This window comes from Streptomyces sp. NPDC107654 (genome assembly GCF_055639035.1).
Map to the genome: position 1 here is coordinate 12,343 of NZ_JBVKBI010000004.1, position 15,425 is coordinate 27,767.

At 73.6% G+C, this 15,425-nt stretch carries 17 protein-coding genes; 15 read left to right on the forward strand and 2 right to left on the reverse strand.

From position 1 onward, the window contains the following. Nucleotides 1-54: 54 nt before the first annotated feature. Together ACZ7N4_RS08335 and tsaE are read left to right on the forward strand one after the other, a co-directional pair. Nucleotides 55-1,314 (forward strand): alpha/beta fold hydrolase, encoded by a 1,260-nt coding sequence (locus tag ACZ7N4_RS08335; RefSeq protein ID WP_471355178.1) that lies wholly within the window; start codon nt 55-57, stop codon nt 1,312-1,314. Continuing rightward, nucleotides 1,280-1,792, forward strand: coding sequence for a tRNA (adenosine(37)-N6)-threonylcarbamoyltransferase complex ATPase subunit type 1 TsaE (gene tsaE, locus ACZ7N4_RS08340; protein WP_471355179.1), 513 nt, complete (start codon nt 1,280-1,282; stop codon nt 1,790-1,792). The genes ACZ7N4_RS08335 and tsaE overlap by 35 nt, the downstream gene beginning before the upstream one ends. Before the next feature lie 343 nt (nt 1,793-2,135). Here tsaE and ACZ7N4_RS08345 read toward each other — a convergent pair whose 3' ends face one another. Then, nucleotides 2,136-2,690 carry a hypothetical protein gene (locus ACZ7N4_RS08345; RefSeq protein WP_471355181.1) on the reverse strand — a complete coding sequence of 185 codons (555 nt, stop codon included), beginning with the start codon at nt 2,688-2,690 and terminating at the stop codon, nt 2,136-2,138. A 113-nt stretch (nt 2,691-2,803) separates the two neighbouring features. On the opposite strand from ACZ7N4_RS08345, the gene tsaB reads away from it, so the two are divergent. The 10 genes from tsaB to ACZ7N4_RS08395 all read left to right on the forward strand — a co-directional run bounded on the left by tsaB (nt 2,804) and on the right by ACZ7N4_RS08395 (nt 11,554). After that, nucleotides 2,804-3,460, forward strand: a complete 657-nt coding sequence (tsaB, locus tag ACZ7N4_RS08350; RefSeq protein ID WP_471355183.1) for a tRNA (adenosine(37)-N6)-threonylcarbamoyltransferase complex dimerization subunit type 1 TsaB — start codon at nt 2,804-2,806, stop codon at nt 3,458-3,460. Nucleotides 3,461-3,489: 29 nt separating this feature from the next. Continuing rightward, nucleotides 3,490-3,990 (forward strand): ribosomal protein S18-alanine N-acetyltransferase, encoded by a 501-nt coding sequence (gene rimI, locus ACZ7N4_RS08355; RefSeq protein ID WP_471356139.1) that lies wholly within the window; start codon nt 3,490-3,492, stop codon nt 3,988-3,990. After that, a complete protein-coding gene (gene tsaD, locus ACZ7N4_RS08360) occupies nt 3,983-5,074 on the forward strand; it encodes a tRNA (adenosine(37)-N6)-threonylcarbamoyltransferase complex transferase subunit TsaD (protein ID WP_471355185.1) in 1,092 nt (363 codons plus the stop codon). The genes rimI and tsaD overlap by 8 nt, the downstream gene beginning before the upstream one ends. Next, entirely contained in the window at nt 5,071-5,328 is a 258-nt protein-coding gene (locus tag ACZ7N4_RS08365) for a hypothetical protein (protein WP_471355187.1), read from the forward strand. The genes tsaD and ACZ7N4_RS08365 overlap by 4 nt, the downstream gene beginning before the upstream one ends. Nucleotides 5,329-5,658: 330 nt before the next feature. Then, complete coding sequence (locus ACZ7N4_RS08370) at nt 5,659-6,696, forward strand: LacI family DNA-binding transcriptional regulator (protein WP_471355190.1); 1,038 nt, start codon at nt 5,659-5,661, stop codon at nt 6,694-6,696. Between the two features lie 244 nt (nt 6,697-6,940). Then, on the forward strand, nt 6,941-7,192 hold the full coding sequence (locus ACZ7N4_RS08375; RefSeq protein WP_471355192.1) for a cellulose binding domain-containing protein: 252 nt from the start codon (nt 6,941-6,943) through the stop codon (nt 7,190-7,192). Between the two features lie 85 nt (nt 7,193-7,277). Then, entirely contained in the window at nt 7,278-8,321 is a 1,044-nt protein-coding gene (locus ACZ7N4_RS08380) for an LCP family protein (protein WP_471355194.1), read from the forward strand. Nucleotides 8,322-8,393: 72 nt separating this feature from the next. Beyond that, nucleotides 8,394-9,746, forward strand: a complete 1,353-nt coding sequence (locus ACZ7N4_RS08385; protein ID WP_471355196.1) for an FG-GAP-like repeat-containing protein — start codon at nt 8,394-8,396, stop codon at nt 9,744-9,746. Nucleotides 9,747-9,904: 158 nt separating this feature from the next. After that, entirely contained in the window at nt 9,905-10,261 is a 357-nt protein-coding gene (locus tag ACZ7N4_RS08390; protein ID WP_471355198.1) for a YciI family protein, read from the forward strand. Nucleotides 10,262-10,294: 33 nt separating this feature from the next. Beyond that, complete coding sequence (locus ACZ7N4_RS08395) at nt 10,295-11,554, forward strand: RNA polymerase sigma factor (protein WP_471355200.1); 1,260 nt, start codon at nt 10,295-10,297, stop codon at nt 11,552-11,554. 230 nt (nt 11,555-11,784) lie between these two features. Here the strand turns inward: ACZ7N4_RS08395 and ACZ7N4_RS08400 are convergent, their stop codons facing one another. After that, a complete protein-coding gene (locus ACZ7N4_RS08400; RefSeq protein WP_471355202.1) occupies nt 11,785-12,951 on the reverse strand; it encodes a class I SAM-dependent methyltransferase in 1,167 nt (388 codons plus the stop codon). A 90-nt stretch (nt 12,952-13,041) separates the two neighbouring features. Here ACZ7N4_RS08400 and ACZ7N4_RS08405 point away from each other — a divergent pair, with 90 nt between their 5' ends. From ACZ7N4_RS08405 to groES, 3 genes are all read left to right on the forward strand, one after another. Then, entirely contained in the window at nt 13,042-13,953 is a 912-nt protein-coding gene (locus ACZ7N4_RS08405; protein ID WP_471355204.1) for a polysaccharide deacetylase family protein, read from the forward strand. Then, complete coding sequence (locus ACZ7N4_RS08410; protein ID WP_471355206.1) at nt 13,950-14,765, forward strand: polysaccharide deacetylase family protein; 816 nt, start codon at nt 13,950-13,952, stop codon at nt 14,763-14,765. Before ACZ7N4_RS08405 ends, ACZ7N4_RS08410 begins: the two co-directional genes overlap by 4 nt. A gap of 311 nt (nt 14,766-15,076) precedes the next feature. Then, on the forward strand, nt 15,077-15,385 hold the full coding sequence (gene groES, locus ACZ7N4_RS08415; protein WP_004955293.1) for a co-chaperone GroES: 309 nt from the start codon (nt 15,077-15,079) through the stop codon (nt 15,383-15,385). Nucleotides 15,386-15,425 lie beyond the last annotated feature (40 nt).

The window sequence follows — 15,425 nt, forward strand, 5'->3', positions numbered from 1 at the left end:
CACCATCCGTATCACCACCCAGGCGAACTGCAGTACGGCGAAGAGGAGCGGTACGTGAGCGAGAGCAGCGCGGAGGCCGTGGCGGACGTCGTCGCCTCGGCGGCCGCCGCCTCCGCCGCGGGGGCGGCCGGGAGCTGGCGCAGGACGACGGGCATCGCCGGTGCCGCGATAGGCGTGCTCGCCGCGGGAGCGGCGGCCGGTGTGGCCGTCGAGCGGATGACGGTGGGCCGGGGGATGCGCCGCAAGGCCCGGCTGGCGCTGGACTCGGCGGGCCCGTACGGCACCCTGCGCGGCACCCCCGGCAAGGCGTACGCCGACGACGGCACCGAGCTGTACTACGAGGTCGACGAGGCCGAGCCCGACCCCGGCCCGAACGTATCCCCACGCCGGCGCCGGCTCTTCGGCCGCAAGGCGCCCGCCCCCGTCACCGTCGTCTTCTGCCACGGCTACTGCCTCGGCCAGGACTCCTGGCACTTCCAGCGGGCGGCCCTGCGCGGGGTGGTGCGGACCGTGCACTGGGACCAGCGCAGCCACGGGCGGTCCGGGCGGGGCGTGGCCCAGACCCGGGACCGGGTGCCGCTCACCATCGACCAGCTCGGCCGCGACCTGAAGGCCGTGCTCGACGCCGCCGTACCGGAGGGGCCGGTGGTGCTGGTCGGTCACTCGATGGGCGGAATGACGGTGATGGCCCTCGCCGCGCAGTACCCCGAGCTGATCCGGGACCGGGTCGTCGCCACCGCCCTCGTGGGGACCTCCTCCGGGCGGCTCGGCGAGGTCAACTTCGGGCTTCCGGTGGCCGGCGTCAACGCGGTGCGCCGGATCCTCCCCGGTGTGCTGAAGGCGCTCGGGCAGCAGGCGGAGCTGGTGGAGAAGGGGCGCCGGGCCACCGCCGACCTGTTTGCCGGGATCATCAAGCGGTACTCGTTCGCGGGACGGGACATCGACCCGGCCGTGGAACGCTTCGCCGAGCGGATGATCGAGTCCACGCCGATCGACGTGGTCGCCGAGTTCTACCCGGCCTTCACCGACCATGACAAGACCGAGGCGCTCGTCTGCTTCCGGGACATGCCGGTGCTCGTGCTGGCCGGTGTGCAGGACCTCGTGACGCCCAGCGAGCACAGCGAGGCCATCGCCGACCTGCTGCCCGACGCCGAGCTGGTGCTGGTGCCGGACGCCGGGCACCTGGTGATGCTGGAGCACCCGGAAGTGGTCACCGACCGCCTCGCCGACCTGCTCACCCGCGCGGGCGCGGTGCCCGCAGGAGCTACCGTAAGTGGCTATGGAAGCACCAGCAGCACCGCACGACCCCGCTGAGACCCAGCTGACCGTCACCTCCCCGGAACAGATGCGGGAGCTGGGCCGCCGCCTGGCCAAACTGCTGCGCGCGGGCGACCTCGTGATGCTCAGCGGAGAGCTGGGCGCGGGCAAGACGACGCTGACCCGCGGGCTCGGCGAGGGCCTCGGCGTGCGCGGCGCGGTCACCTCGCCGACCTTCGTGATCGCCCGGGTGCACCCGTCCCTCGGCGACGGCCCGCCCCTGGTGCACGTCGACGCCTACCGGCTGGCCGGCGGCCTGGACGAGATGGAGGACCTGGACCTCGACGTCTCGCTGCCCGACTCGGTGATCGTCGTGGAGTGGGGCGAGGGCAAGGTGGAGGAGCTGACCGAGGACCGCCTCCAGGTCGTCATCCACCGCGCGGTCGGCGACACCACGGACGAGGTACGGCACGTGACCGTCACCGGTCTGGGGGAGCGCTGGACGGACGCGGGCCTGGAGACACTGTCCGGCTGAAGCGGTCTCCAAGGAGAGCGGCGACGGCACGCCCGTCGGCGACGGCACGCCCGACCGCGACGGACCCGCGGCGCCCGGCCACAACGGACCCGCGGTGCCCGACCGCGACGGACCCGCGGCGCCCGGCCACAACGGACCCGCGGTGCCCGACCGCGACGGACCCGCGGCGCCCGGCCACGACAGAACCCGCGCCCGGACGACGGCGTGTCCCGCGCCCGCCCACGACGAACCCACGGCGCCCAGCCACGACGGAGCCGCGCCCAGCCACGGCAGACCCGCGCCCAGCCACGGCAGACCCGCGCCCAGCCACGACAGTCCCACCGCCGGAGGACGGGGTCTCCCGCTAGCGGATGACGACCACCCGCACCCCGATCGTCGCGAACCTCCACATCACGTCGCCGTCGGCCCGCGTCTCGCGGATCCCCCCGGTCTTCACGCCCGCGTCGGCCACCATGCCCGCCGCCGCGCCGTCCACCGCCGCGCTGAACCCGATGGTCACCCCGTCCACGCTGGTGAACCGCACGATGTGCTCGACGGGGACGCCGTCGGTGCCGGTGGCCGCGTTGGAGCGGGACGTCACCCAGTACGTGCCGGCCGGCGGGTCGACGGTGCCCGGCCGCACCCGGAAGGTGCGCTCCACCCGGTTGCCGGGTGCGACCAGCCAGACCCGGTCGTCGTCCACCGAGTACACGACCCGTTCACCCGTCCCGGAGCCGTTCGGCAGGGCGGTCGGGTTGCGCCGGTCCCGTGGTGCCTTCGAAGCGGCCGTCGCGTGCGCCGCCGACCCCTCGCCCAGGTGCGCCGGTACGGTCGCCTGGGCCCGGTAGGCGAGGAATCCGACCGTTCCCAGAGCCGCCGCGGTGAGGCCGGCCACGATCCCCGAGCTGGTCCCTGCCACCTGCGCCCACCTCTGCTTCGTGCGATATGTCATACTTCGTACCGACCGTAGCAGTCGGTGACCGTCCGCCCCGGACGGCGATGCGCGAGCCGCGGGCGCCGTAGGCTGTTCGCGTGCTCTTGCTCGCTCTGGATACCGCAACACCCGCCGTCACCGTCGCGCTGCACGACGGCACGGACGTCATCGCCTCGTCGAGCCAGGTGGACGCGCGCCGGCACGGAGAGCTGCTGCTGCCGGCCGTCGACCGGGTCCTCGCCGAGGCCGGCCTGAAGCTGGAGGCCGTCACCGGGATCGTCGTCGGCACCGGCCCCGGCCCCTACACCGGCCTGCGCGTCGGCCTGATGACCGCCGACACCTTCGGCCTCGCCCTCGGCGTCCCGGTGCACGGCCTGTGCACGCTGGACGGCCTCGCCTACGCCGCCGACATCGAGAAGGGCCCCTTCGTCGTGGCGACCGACGCCCGCCGCAAGGAGGTCTACTGGGCGACGTACGCCGACTCCCGGACCCGCCTGACCGGCCCGGCCGTCGACCGCCCGGCCGACATCGCCGAGCGGGTCGCGGGCCTCCCGGCGGTCGGCGCCGGCGCGCTGCTCTACCCGGACACGTTCCCGAGCGCCCACGAGCCCGAGCACGTGTCCGCCGCCGCCCTCGCCTCGCTCGCCGCGGAGAAGCTCGCCGCCGGCGAGGAACTCCCCGTGCCCCGGCCGCTGTACCTGCGCCGGCCGGACGCCCAGGTCCCCAAGAACTACAAGGTGGTCACCCCCAAGTGACACAGCCGGAACCTCCCCGACTGCGCGAGATGCGCTGGTGGGACATCGACCCGGTCCTGGAGCTCGAGCGGGACCTGTTCCCCGAGGACGCCTGGTCCCGGGGCATGTTCTGGTCCGAGCTGGCCCACTCCCGGGGCACCGCGGCCACCCGGTGCTACCTCGTCGCCGAGGCCGCCGACGGCCGGATCGTCGGGTACGCGGGCCTGGCCGCCGCCGGTGAGCTGGCCGACGTCCAGACCATCGCGGTCGCCCGCGACCACCAGGGCACCGGCCTCGGCGCCCGGATGCTGACCGAGCTGCTGCGCGCGGCGACCGCGTTCGAGTGCCACGAGGTGATGCTCGAATGCCGGGTCGACAACCTGCCCGCGCAGAAGCTCTACGAGCGTTTCGGCTTCGTCCCCATCGGCTTCCGGCGCGGCTACTACCAGCCGGGCAACGTGGACGCCCTGGTGATGCGCCTCACCACGGAACCCGGCAGCGGCACCGCCGCGGGTTCCGCCTCAGTACAAGGAACCGATATCAATGACTGACGAACCTCTCGTCCTCGGCATCGAGACCTCCTGCGACGAGACCGGCGTCGGCATCGTCCGCGGCACCACCCTGCTGGCGGACGCCGTCGCCTCCAGCGTGGACGAGCACGCCCGCTTCGGCGGTGTCGTACCGGAGGTGGCCTCCCGGGCGCACCTGGAGGCGATGGTCCCGACCATCGACCGCGCGCTGAAGGAGGCCGGGATCAGCGCCAAGGACCTGGACGGCATCGCGGTCACCGCCGGTCCCGGCCTCGCCGGCGCTCTCCTCGTCGGCGTCTCGGCGGCCAAGGCGTACGCCTACGCCCTCGGCAAGCCCCTCTACGGCGTCAACCACCTCGCCTCCCACATCTGCGTGGACCAGCTGGAGCACGGCCCGCTGCCCGAGCCGACGATGGCCCTGCTGGTCTCCGGCGGCCACTCCTCGCTGCTGCTGTCGTCGGACATCACCTCCGACGTCCGCCCGATGGGCTCGACCATCGACGACGCGGCCGGCGAGGCCTTCGACAAGATCGCCCGCGTGCTGAACCTGGGCTTCCCCGGCGGCCCGGTCATCGACCGGTACGCGCGCGAGGGCGACCCGGAGGCCATCGCCTTCCCGCGCGGCCTGACCGGCCCGCGCGACCCGGCGTACGACTTCTCCTTCTCCGGCCTGAAGACCGCCGTGGCCCGCTGGATCGAGGCCAGGCGGGCGGCCGGCGAGGAGGTCCCGGTGCGCGATGTGGCCGCCTCCTTCCAGGAGGCCGTGGTCGACGTGCTGACCCGCAAGGCCGTGCGCGCCTGCAAGGACGAGGGCGTGGACCACCTGATGATCGGCGGCGGCGTGGCGGCCAACTCCCGGCTGCGCGCCCTGGCCCAGGAGCGCTGCGAGGCCGCCGGGATCCGGCTGCGCGTGCCGCGCCCCAAGCTGTGCACGGACAACGGCGCGATGGTGGCCGCGCTCGGCGCCGAGATGGTCGCCCGGAACCGGGCCGCCTCCAGCTGGGACCTGTCGGCCGACTCCTCCCTGCCGGTGACCGACCCGCACGTCCCCGGCCACGACCACGACCATGTGCACGAGGTCAGCAAGGAGAACCTCTACTCATGACGGTCGCCCTGATGTGGGAGGCCCGGGCGGCCGAGGGGCGGGGGGCGGACCTGCTGGCCTGGGTGCGCGAACAGCCCCTGTCCGCCGAGCCGTTGCGCCGGGAGACCTTCCGCGCGCCGCAGGACCGGGTGCTGGTCATCACCTGGTGGGACGCGCCGTACGACGCCTCGCTGCCCGAACTCCCCGAACCGGCCGCGGGGTTGGTGACCCGGGCCGTGCACCGGTGGCGGTTCGAGGCGGTGGCGGACCACTGAGGTTGCGCGAGCCCCCCTCGCCTGGGCTATGATCATCACACAGCGAACGGCCGGGAAACCGGCCCGGACGCACGTGCGTTGGTGGTCCAAGGAAAGACGCCCCGCTTCCTGCGGGGAGATGCAGGTGCAAGGCCTGCCCGGCGCTCCACTCGACACCCCGCTCCCGGTATCTCCGGGGGCGGGGTGTTTTCGTGCGTCCCCGTGCGATGCGATGACGCGCGAAAGGCCCTCGAAGGTCGCGAATGTTTCGTTCGACAAGTCGAATGTTCCGGTGGTGCCGGACGTGCGCTGACCTTCGTCAGGAAGCCGCGCAGGGATACGATCGCCGGCATGAAACCTTCGAAGCCCGCAGCAACACAGACGGCGACCCTCGCCGAGATCGCCCGTGAGGCCGGGGTCTCCGCTCCGACTGTTTCGAAGGTCCTCAACGGCCGTGCCGACGTCGCCCCCGCGACCCGCGCCCGCGTCGAGGAACTGCTGCGCGCCTACGGCTACCGGCGCCGCCGCGCCGAGGCCTCCCGCTCGCCCCTGATCGACCTGGTCTTCCACGAGCTGGAGAGCGCCTGGGCGCTGGAGGTCATCCGGGGCGTGGAGAACGTCGCCCGGGACGCCGGCCTGAGCGTGGTCCTGTCCGAGTCGGCCGGCCGGCTCACCCCCGGCCGGACCTGGGCCGACCAGGTCGCCGCCCGCCGCCCGCACGGCGTGGTGCTGGTGCTGTCCGGCCTCGACGAGTCCCAGCGGGCGCTGCTGACCAGCCGTTCCATCCCGTTCGTGGTGATGGACCCGGCCGGCGACCCGGGCCCGGACGTGCCCTCCATCGGCGCCACCAACTGGCAGGGCGGGCTCGCCGCCACCCGTCACCTGGTGGAGCTGGGGCACACCCGGATCGGCGCGATCAGCGGCCCGTCCCGGATGATGTGCAGCCGGGCCCGGGTCGACGGCTACCGGGCCGCCCTGGAGACGGCCGGGCTGCCCGCGGACCCCTCGCTCGTCGTGGCCGGCGATTTCCACCACGAGGCCGGCTACCGCCTGGGCCTGCAGCTGCTGCGCCGCCCGGACCGGCCCACCGCCGTCTTCGCGGGCAACGACCTGCAGGCGCTCGGCCTGTACGAGGCCGCCCGCGAACTGGGCCTGCGCATCCCGGAGGACCTCAGCGTGGTCGGCTTCGACGATCTGCCGGTGGCCCGCTGGGTGGGACCGCCGCTGACGACCGTACGGCAGCCGCTCACCGAGATGGCCGAGGCCGCGGCCCGGCTCGTGCTGGAGCTGGGGCGCGCACAGGAGGAGCGTGCGGCGACGCGGGTGGAACTGGCGACGAGTCTGGTGGTGCGGTCGAGCACGGCGGCACCCGCCGTGGCCGGAAGTTGACGTATTGACGAGTGGGGGGTGCACCCCCACACTCCTCCGAAGTCAATCGGATGTCGAACCGAAACTTTCGGGGGCACCCGCAGGAGAACCTCCATGAGGGCCGGGGCGGCCGTGCCCGTCGCCGCCGTCGGCCTGTCCACCGGCACGGCACACGCCGCCGGCACCCCCCTGCGCGACCTGGGCGCGGCCCGGGGCAAGGTCGTCGGCACCGCCGTCACCGGCTCCGAACCGACCGGCACCTACGGTGACATCACCGGTACCCGGTCAGCGCCGTCACCCCCGGCAACGCGGCGATCACCGAGCTGGACGTCCGGATGCAGCTGCCGGCCGACAGCGCGAAACTCGCTGGAACGCCGCCTGCGCCCAGTCCGGCGCGGCCGTCGCCTGTGCCGACGCCTCGTACAACGGCTCGGTGCCCGGCGGGGGTTCGGTGACCTCCGGCTTCAACGGCTTCTGGAGCGGGGCCAATCCGGTGCCCGCGGCGACGCTGGGCTGAACCGGAAGATGAGAATTCCCCAAGAAATCCGATTCGGGCCGCTTCCGCTGACAGTCCCCCAATAATTCGGACTTATGTTCCTGTCGTGACGCGACACGAGGAGCAGGACGACGCGGGCAGACGGGTGGGCCGGCGGCCGGGAGCGCTGAAGGCCGTCGGTCTCACCCTGGCGGCCACCCTGGTGCTGGGCGCGGCGGCGGCGGGCTGGGCCTACTGGCACCTCGACCACAACATCACCGGCGTCGACATCAACGGCGCGCTCGGCGACGACCGTCCGGCCAGGGCCGTCACCACCCCCTCCGCCGACGCCTCCCCGCTGCCCACCGGCTCCTTGAACCTCCTGGTCCTCGGCTCGGACTCGCGCGGCGGCAAGGCCAACCAGGAACTCGGCGGCGGTGACAGCGAAGGGGCCCGGTCCGACACCGCGATGGTCGTGCACATCGACGCGGGCCGCACCAGGGCCACCGTCGTCAGCATCCCCCGCGACACCCTCGTCACCCGCCCCTCCTGTCCGCTCCCCTCCGGCGGCAGCACGGCACCGGCGTACGGCGCCATGTTCAACAGCGCCTACGCGGTGGGCGGACCGGTGTGCGCGGTGAAGACCGTCGAGTCGCTCACCGGCGTCCGCATGGACCACTACCTCGAAATCGACTTCTCCGGCTTCGCCAAGCTGGTCGACGCGCTCGGCGGGGTCGACGTCACCACCGGCCAGGACATCGACGACGACAAGAGCCGTCTGCACCTCGAGGCCGGCACCCACCACCTCGACGGCACGCAGGCCCTGGCCCTCGCCCGCACCCGGCACGGCATAGGCGACGGCAGCGACCTGGGCCGCATAGGGCTCCAGCAGACACTGGTGAAGGCCCTGCTGGGGCGGCTCTCCGAAGCCGGCCTGCTCACCGACCCGGCCAAGCTCTACGAGGCCGCCGACGCCGTCACCGCCGGCCTCACCACCGACACCGGACTGGACTCCCTCAACGAGCTGATGAGCCTCGGCCGCAGCCTGAAGGACCTCGCCCCCGACCGGGTGCGGACGGTGACCATGCCGGTCGTCACCGCGCCCTCCGACCCCAACCGGGTCGTCGCGGACGAACCGGCCGCGGGCCGACTCTGGGCCTCTCTGCGCTGATGCGCACAACCTTCCCAGTGGACCAGGGGTCTGCTGCGATGACCGAACAGCTGTACACCAGGGGGTTCTCCGTTGTTCCGCTCGCGTTCGCACGCCCGTTGGGCCCTCCCGCTGACCCTGGGCCTGACCACCCTCGGTCTCGCCGCCCCGGCCGTGTCCGCCGCCCCACCGAAGAGCACGACCGTCCATGACGACTTCAACGGCGACGGCTACGCCGACCTCGCGGTCGGCGCCCCGAACGCCACGGTCGGCGGCCGGGCCAAGGCCGGCTACGTCACCGTCCTCTACGGCGGCCCGCACGGCCTGTCCGCCGGGCACCGCGCGATCATCAGCCGGGCCACCGCCGGTATCCCCGGCAACCCCCGCAAGGGGGAGGGCTTCGGCCTGCAGATCGCCAAGGGCGACCTGGACGGCGACGGCTACGCGGACCTCGTCTCCCGCGGGGTCGTCGTCTGGGGCGGGCCGCGCGGCCTGTCCGGGGGCACGGCGATCCCGGGCAACAACCACCAGACCGGTGACTTCGACGGCGACGGACGCCTCGACCTCGCCGTGGTCCAGGGTGGCTACGGCCCGGGCGACGACCCGGCCGGCAGCACCGCCGAGATCTGGAAGGGACCGATCAAGCGCACCGGCACCCCGGTCGCGCGCACCCCGCTCGACCCCGAGCACCTCCAGTACGTCGACATCCACGGCGGCGACACCGGCGACGTCAACGGCGACGGCCGCGCCGACCTGGTGCTGACCGGCTACTGCGGCGACGGCAACAACTGCAGCCGGCTGTACCTGAGCGGCCCCGCCGGTCTCTCCCGTGTCACCGAGCCCTACCGCAGTGGCGACGGCGCGGCGGCCATCGGCGACCTCAACGGCGACGGCTACGGCGACCTCGTCACCGGTTTCCAGGACGACGACGCGATCTGGGTGATGTACGGCAGCGCGTCCGGGCTGCGCGGCGAGGCCACCTGGAAGCGGTTCACGCAGGACACGCCCGGTGTCCCCGGCAGCCGGGAGCCGGGCGACAGGTTCGGACAGTCGGTCGCGGTCGGGGACGTCACCGGTGACGGCATCGACGACGTCGCGGTCGGCGTGCCCGACGAGAACGGCGAGGGCGTCGTCGACGTGCTGCGCGGCAGCCGCTCCGGGCTGACCGGCGCCGGCGCCCAGGCGTTCGGGCAGGACACCAAGGGGGTCCCCGGCACCGCCGAGCAGTACGACTCCTTCGGCTACGTCGTCCGGCTGCTCGACGTCAACGGCAACGGCCACGCCGACCTGGCCGCCTCCGCCCCCGGCGAGGACGGCGGCAACGGCGCCGTCTGGGTGCTGCGCGGACGCCCCTCCGGCCTGGTCACGGACGCGGCCGCGGTCTTCGGCGGGAAGACGGTCGGGGCGCCGTACAGGAAGGCGTCGTTCGGATTCGGGCTGAGGTAGGAGGTCTCCGGCCCAGGTAGGAGGTCCCCGGCCCCCCGGAAAGTCCCCGGAAAGTTCCCGGAAGAAAATCCGGCGAGCGTGTCGATGTGCGTCGCCGCCGTTCGACACAAGGGGTGAGCGGCGGGGACAGGCCCCGCCGCCCGGCCGAAGGAGCCACCATGCCCCGCTACCTGTCGATCATCCACATCGACGAGTCCTCCGCCCCCGCCGGCGGCCCCAGCAAGGAGCTGATGGACCGGATGGGCGAGCTGATCGAGGAGATCACCAAGGCCGGCGTCATGCTCGACACCGCCGGGCTGACGCCCGCCGCCCAGGGCGCCACCGTGCGCTGGGAGGGCGGCAGGCTCTCCGTCACCGACGGCCCCTTCACCGAGGCCAAGGAGGTCATCGGCGGCTACGCGCTCATGCAGTGCAAGGACAAGGCCGAGGCGCTGGAGTGGACCAAGCGGTTCCTCCAGGTCCACGAGCCGTACTGGACCGTCTCCTGCGAGGTGCGGGAGATCGCCGAGGGCTGATCCCGCTTGGCCTTGCCGCGCCCCGGGTGTTGCATGTGGGCTGTGGAAGCACAGCCCACTGCGGCACACGCCATCGAGACCGTCTTCCGTCTGGAGTCGCCCCGCGTGATCGCCGGCATCGCCCGGATCGTCCGGGACGTCGGCATCGCCGAGGAACTGGCGCAGGACGCCCTCGTGGCCGCCCTGGAGCAGTGGCCCCGGGACGGGGTGCCGGACAACCCCGGCGCCTGGCTCATGGCCACCGCCCGGCACCGGGCCGTCGACCTGATCCGGCGCCGCGAGACCTACGCCCGCAAACTCGCCGGGATCGGCCGGGAGCTCCGGTCGGCCCCGCCGTCGTACGACGAACCGGCCGACCCGGACGACATCGACGACGACCTGCTCCGGCTGGTCTTCACCACCTGCCACCCGGTGCTGTCCCCGCAGGCCCGCACCGCGCTCACGCTGCGCCTGCTCGGCGGCCTGACCACCGCCGAGATCGCCCGCGCCTACCTGGTCCCGGAGCCGACCGTCGCCCAGCGCATCGTCCGCGCGAAACGCACCCTGGCCACCCGGAACGTCGCCTTCGAGGTGCCGTACGGCCCGGACCGCGAGGCCCGTCTCGGCTCCGTCCTCGACGTCATCTACCTGATTTTCAACGAGGGGTACGCGGCCACCGCCGGCGACGACTGGCTGCGCCCGGGGCTGTGCGAGGACGCGCTGCGGCTGGCCCGGGTGCTGTCCGCGCTGATGCCCAAGGAGCCGGAGGTGCACGGCCTGACGGCGTTGCTGGAGTTCCAGGCGTCCCGCGCCGCCGCCCGCACCGGCCCCGACGGCACACCGGTGCTGCTGAAGGACCAGAACCGGCGCCGCTGGAACCGCATGCTCATCGCGCGCGGGGTCGGCGCCCTCGGCCGGGCCGGCGCCACCGCGAGCGGCCCCCCGGGCCCGTACGCCCTCCAGGCGGCCATCGCCGCCTGCCACGCGCGCGCGTACCGCTACGAGGACACCGACTGGCACGCCATCGCCACCCTGTACGGCCTGCTGGCCGTCCGCGCGCCCTCCCCGGTGGTCGAGCTGAACCGCGCGGTCGCGGTGGCGATGGCCGACGGTCCGGCGGAGGGCCTGAAGCTGGTGGACGCCCTGGCCGCCGCGCCCGTCCTGCGCGGCTACCACCTGCTGCCCAGCGTCCGCGGCGACCTCCTGTCCCGCCTCGGCCGCACCGCCGAGGCCCGCGAGGAGTTCCTCCGGGCGGCCGCCCTGACCCACAACGAGAAGGAACGCCTCCTGCTGCTGCGCCGGGCGGGGCAGTGAGCCTCGGCACCGCCTGAACGGCCGTGAGTACGGTCGTGTCCCGGCGGGCGCGGGGCGGACGAGGCCGGCCGGCGCGAGCCACGGCCGGCGCGGCCGGCCGGTGGCCCGGCGGGAGGCCGACGAGCCCGGCGAACGGCCCCTCGCCGTGGCGCTCCGCCGCGCGGTGACCTCGTCGCCGGTGGCCGGCATCCACCCGGCGAGCCCCGCACCGCGGGTGTGCCGGCCCGACGTCACACCGAAGGACGGCCGATGAGCATCGTCGGTGCCCCGGCCACCCGGGTCAGGAACACGGTGGCCGCGTTCGGGCCCTGCGGACGTACCTTCCGGCGCAGTTCCTCCGGTTCGACCGCCGAGCCGCGCTTCTTGACGGTCAGTGTGCCGACCTCGCGCTCGCGCAACAGGGCCTTCAGCTTCTTGACGTTGAAGGGGAGGTGGTCGGTGATCTCGTAGGCGGAGGCGTACGGCGTGGGCCGCGGCGCGTCGGCGGTGATGTAGGCGATGGTCGGGTCCAGCAGCCCGCCGTCGACCTCCTCGGCCACCTCGGCGACCAGGTGCGCGCGGATCACGGCACCGTCCGGCTCGTACAGGTAGCGCCCCACCGGCCGTACCCCGGGGTCGGGCAGCCCGCGGCCGACGAGGGTGCGCGGGCCGGGCAGCAGGGTGGCCCGTACGGTGCCCGGCGCCCCGGTCCCGAACCACAGCACCGCCTCCTTCACGTCCCCGCCGTCGGAGATCCACTCGGCCTCGGCCCGGTCCGGGACCACCTCGTGCGGGATGCCCGGGGCGATCTTCAGCGCGGCCCGGGGTGCCTGCAGGGCCGTCTCGACGGCCCAGGACAGCGGCGGCGAGTACGCCTCCGGATCGAACACGCGGCCCCGCCCGCCCCGGCGCGCCGGGTCCACGAACACCGCGTCGTACCCGGCGGTGTCCACCTCGGTGACGTCGGCCTCGCGCACCTCGATCAGGGCGGTCAGCCCCAGCGCCTCGGCGTTGGCCCGGGCCGCCGCCGCCGTCAGCGGGTCCCGGTCCACGGCCAGCACCCGGATCCCGGCCCGCGCCATCGCGATCGCGTCCCCGCCGATCCCGCAGCACAGGTCGGCGACGGAGGCCACGCCCAGCTCCCGCAGCCGCCGCGCCCGGTACGCCGCCACGCTCGCCCGCGTCGACTGCTCGACCCCGTTCGGGGTGAAGAACATCCGCCCGGCGTCCTCGGCACCGAACTTCGCCACCGCCCGCTGCCGCAGCCGGGCCTGGCCGAGCGCGGCCGAGACCAGCTCGGCCGGGTGCTCACGGCGCAGCCGGGTGGCCACGGCCAGCTCCTGCGCGGGCTCGGTGTCGCGCACCTCGTCGAGGAGGGCGCGGCCTTCGGGGGTGAGGAGCGGTGCGAGGTCGTTCACCGGGTCATTGTGGGCCAGTCGGTGGATGGTGCGCCTCCGGCGGCGGTGTCGGCCGGGGTCGAGGGCCGGGGCCTGGGAGGATCCGGCACCATGCGAGCAGTAGTACAAAATGACAAAAGTCGGGCGCGGTTGCGGCGTCTGGCGCTCGGCGGAGGAGCCGCCGCATGCGCCACCGTCGCCCTGCTCTCCGGCTGTGCCGGACCCGACGCCGTACGCCCCGCACCCGGCCGGGGCGGCCCCGCCCAGCCCCAGGACCCGGCGGCGCGCCGGGCCGCCGAACACGCCCGGCTGACCGCCGCGGCCCGGCGCTGGGGGCTGGACCAGGTCCCGCTGACCCCTCCGCCGCCGCCCATGGTCAAGCCGCGGATCGGCGCCCGCGACGGATTCGAGGTGGACCACCAGGAGGACTGGGACCTGCCGCCCGTCTTCACCACGGTCCCCACCCGGCACAAGGTCGTCTTCCTGACGATCGACGACGGTGCCGAGAAGGACCCCCGGTTCCTCGCCATGATGCGGGAGCTGAAGGTCCCGTACACCGCCTTCCTCAGCAACTACCTGGTGAAGGACGACTACGGCTACTTCCGCAGGATGCGCTCCTACGGCAACACCCTCAACAACCACACCCTGCACCACCCCTACCTGCCGGGCCTGACCTACGAGGAGCAGAAGGACGAGATCTGCGGCATGCAGGCCGTCATGAAGAAGGAGTTCGGCAAGGCGCCCACCGTCTTCCGGCCGCCGTACGGCAACTACAACCAGGACACCCTGGTCGCCGCGAAGGAGTGCGGCATCAGGTACGCGCCCATCTGGAACGAGGAGGTCTTCGTCGACCACTGGGAGTACCGCGAGGACGACCGGCGGCTGCGCCCCGGCGACATCGTCCTCACCCATTTCCGCGGCCGGGACGACTGGGACGGCACGATGGTGGACGACATGCGCCGCTTCCTGAACAAGGTCACGCGCGAGGGCTACGCCGTGGCCCGCCTGGAGGACTACCTGTGAGGCGCCTGCGGGGCCCTGCCGCGGTCATCGCCACGGCCCTGCTCCTCACGGGCTGCGCCCAGTCCGTCGACCCCATCGAACGCCTCGGCAAGAAGGCCGCCGAAGGGGCACGCCCGCGCACCACCGGCCCCGGTCGCGCCTACCGCGCCTGGGGCCTGACCCGCCCGCTCGCCCGCTCCCCGGTGCCCCCGGCCCACCCGCTCGCCGACCGCCCCGCGGCCCACGGCCTGCCCCGGGTCCTCGACCACGTCCCCACCCGCGACCCGGTCGTCTTCCTCACCTACGACGACGGCTCCGACCGCGACCCCCGCTTCGCCGACATGGTCCGCGACCTCCGCCTCCCGGTCACCCTGTTCCTCACCGACAGCGTCGCCGCCCCCGGATACGGCCACTTCGCCCGGCTGCACGCGCTCGGCGCCGGCATCGAGAACCACACCCTCGACCACCGGGCGCCGGCCGGACTGCCGTACGCCGGCCAGCGCGCCGGGATCTGCGGCCAGCAGGACCGCCTCCGCGCCCGCCTCGGCGTCCGCCCCCGCCTCTTCCGCCCGCCCTACGGCTCCTACGACCGCACCACCCTGCGCGCGGCGGCCGGCTGCGGCATCTCCGCGCTCGTCCTGTGGCGCGCCGCCCTCACCCCGGCGGGCCTCGCCTACACCCACGGCCCCCACCGTCTGCGCCCCGGCGACATCGTCCTCGTGGGCCCCGACGAGACCCCGGGCCCACCGCTGCGGGACCGCACGGTACGGGTGCTGAGGGAGGTGCAGGGGGAGGGGCTGACGGTGGGACGGCTGGAGGACTACCTGGGCTGACCACGGCGGACGAGCGGATCCGGCGGGGGACGGCGGGGGCAGCCTGGACAGCGAGTGGCAGCGGGGCGACACCGGGCCTACACCGGGCCGCCGGGGCACCCGCGCGCGCCGTTCCCGGCCGACGCGCCGCACGGCAATTGGCACTCCGCTTGACCGAGTGCTAATCCCGGTCATAGTCTCGGCTCTGGCACTCCCCCCTGGAGAGTGCCAACAAACGCGACGGGCAGGTCCGGCACCCGCGACGACGGATCCACCTGGTCGCCACCTCAGACAGTTAACCCCGTGAGATCTCCGAAGGGGGAGGTCGGATCGTGACGACCGCCAGCTCCAAGGTTGCCATCAAGCCGCTTGAGGACCGCATCGTGGTCCAGCCGCTGGACGCCGAGCAGACCACGGCCTCTGGCCTGGTCATTCCGGACACCGCGAAGGAGAAGCCCCAGGAGGGCGCCGTCCTCGCCGTGGGCCCGGGCCGGTTCGAGAACGGCGAGCGTCTGCCGCTCGACGTGAAGGTCGGCGACGTCGTCCTCTACAGCAAGTACGGCGGCACCGAGGTGAAGTACAACGGCGACGAGTACCTCGTCCTCTCGGCTCGCGACGTGCTCGCGATCATCGAGAAGTAATCACCTCAAGCGACTCTCTGCTTGAAGCTGCGCCCCTGGC